The 1,907-nt window shown below is 63.7% G+C and carries 3 protein-coding genes and 1 pseudogene; 1 reads left to right on the forward strand and 3 read right to left on the reverse strand.

All coding sequences use genetic code 11. The features are described from left to right. Positions 1–234: pseudogene (locus tag AC1DUU_RS30830) on the forward strand (winged helix DNA-binding protein); the annotation flags it as partial. Positions 235–363: 129 nt separating this feature from the next. Here the strand turns inward: AC1DUU_RS30830 and AC1DUU_RS30835 are convergent. The 3 genes from AC1DUU_RS30835 to grxC form a co-directional block, all read right to left on the reverse strand. Next, positions 364–789, reverse strand: a complete 426-nt coding sequence (locus AC1DUU_RS30835) for a DUF1178 family protein (RefSeq protein ID WP_476787112.1) — start codon at positions 787–789, stop codon at positions 364–366. Beyond that, positions 786–1,652, reverse strand: coding sequence for a carbon-nitrogen hydrolase family protein (locus AC1DUU_RS30840; protein ID WP_476787113.1), 867 nt, complete (start codon positions 1,650–1,652; stop codon positions 786–788). The genes AC1DUU_RS30835 and AC1DUU_RS30840 overlap by 4 nt, the downstream gene beginning before the upstream one ends. A gap of 15 nt (positions 1,653–1,667) precedes the next feature. Further along, a partial coding sequence (gene grxC / locus AC1DUU_RS30845) for a glutaredoxin 3 (RefSeq protein WP_476787114.1) occupies positions 1,668–1,907 on the reverse strand: 240 nt, incomplete at its 5' end.

Consider the following 1,907-nt stretch of genomic DNA (forward strand, 5'->3'; position numbering starts at 1 on the left):
GGCGTGACCTACGAGGTAACGCCTGTCGGCCATCACGTTACCGAGCGCTATGCCGACATCCGCTCGGTTCTGCTCATCGACGCACTGACCCGCATGCCAGATCTCGCGGCCAAGCTGAGTGATGCCGCACACACGCTGGAACTTGTGACAGGCATCTACGAGCAGGCCGCCCGCGCCGCCGCCACTCATCGCCGTCGCCATCCGCAGCTTGATCCTGCGGACAAACAGGACTGAGAGCGTCCAGCCGCCGCGCTGCGCCGACAGCCAAATTCCAGATGAACATGTAGCCCCCGAGCCAAGACTACAACCGTCAGACCGGCGCGACCAACCCAGTAATGGGCCAAGCGGCCCGTAAAGCCTGCGTCAGTTCCGGTCGTCAGGAAACACCGGCAGCGGCATGAACTCGATGCCGTCTTCGGCGAGGCCCTGGGCCTCCTCAATGGTCGCAGCACCGTAGATGCCGCGCGCTTCGGTCTCGCCGAAATGAATCTTGCGCGCTTCTTCGGCGAACTTGTCGCCGACATTTTCGGCGTTCTCACGCACCTTCTCGGACAGCTCCTTAAGTGCGGCCATCATCTTGCGCTGCTGCTCGCCCATGGCGAGCGCGACCTTTTCCTGCTTGCGCGAGGTCGAGACGGCTGGCGCCATCAGCGCCTTTTCGATCTTCTGCGAGCCGCATTCCGGGCAGGAGACAAAACCGCGCTTGCGCTGGGTTTCGAAGTCGTCATTGCTGCGGAACCAGCCTTCAAAGTCATGCGTGCGGTCGCAATGAAGCGAAAAGCGGATCAAGATGCGGCTCCCCTGAGCGCCCCCTCGCCCGCTCCACGAAGCGACACGTTGAATTCGCGCGCGTTCTTGAGGTTCGGGATTTTCTTGCGCGCGTCAGCCGAATGACGCGTGTCGATCTCGGCGATGATGACGCCGGGCTCATCGTGGGCGGCCTCGGCGAGAATGCGGCCCCACGGATCGATGATCAGCGAGTGACCGAAGGTCTCGCGGCCGTCCTCGTGCTTGCCACCCTGGGCCGAAGCGATGACGAAGGCGCCGTTTTCGATGGCGCGCGCGCGCAACAGCACATGCCAATGGGCAAGGCCGGTCTGGCGCGTGAAGGCTGCCGGAGCAGTCAACAGCTCGGCGCCAGCAAGGGCCTCGGCGCGGAACAGCTGGGGGAAACGCAAATCGTAGCAGATGGCAAAGCCTATCTTGGCAAGCGCGGTGTCGGCGACGACGGCCTCCGTGCCCGGCTCATAGGCCGAGGACTCGCGCCAGCTCTCGCCATTGTCGAGGTCGACGTCGAACATGTGGATCTTGTCGTAGACGGCGAGTGTCGAGCCATCCGGGCCAAACAGGAAGGCGCGGTTGGCGAGCTTGCCGTCGGCGCGCACGATGGCGGTCGACCCGACATGCAGGTGGATGCCGAGCTCGGCGGCGAGCTTGCGGCCGGATGCCACGATCACGTCGCGATCTTCCGAGGTGAAGGCTGCGGCCCGCGCATCCTTGTCGCCAATGATGGCGCCAGTCATTTCGGGCGTCTGCACATAGGTGGCACCGAGGCCAGCGGCCTCGCGGACCAGTGCTTCGAAATCGCGTGCGTTACGCTCGGGGTCCTTGCCCGAACGCATCTGCACTGCTGCCGCCTTGAAAATCGCCATGGTCCGTCCTCAGGTCTATGCGCCGGTTGTGAGAAGTTGGTCGAGCCTGCCTCGCGCATCGAGGTCATGCAGGTCGTCGCAACCGCCGACATGGGTGTTTCCGATGAAAATCTGCGGGAACGTCGCGCGGCCGTTGGCGCGCGTGATCATTTCCTGCCGAAGCTCGGGCGAGAAGCTAGCGTCATGTTCGGTGAATGCAACGCCCTTGCGTTCCAAAAGCCGCTTTGCCGCCGTGCAGTAGCTGCACATCATGCG

The sequence above is a fragment of the Aminobacter sp. P4_H6_2 genome (assembly GCF_056400805.1).

Coding starts and splice junctions, on each gene's coding strand:
- AC1DUU_RS30840 (WP_476787113.1), bottom strand. CDS start 1,652: ATGGCGATTTTCAAGGCGGCAGCAGTGCAGATGCGTTCGGGCAAGGAC.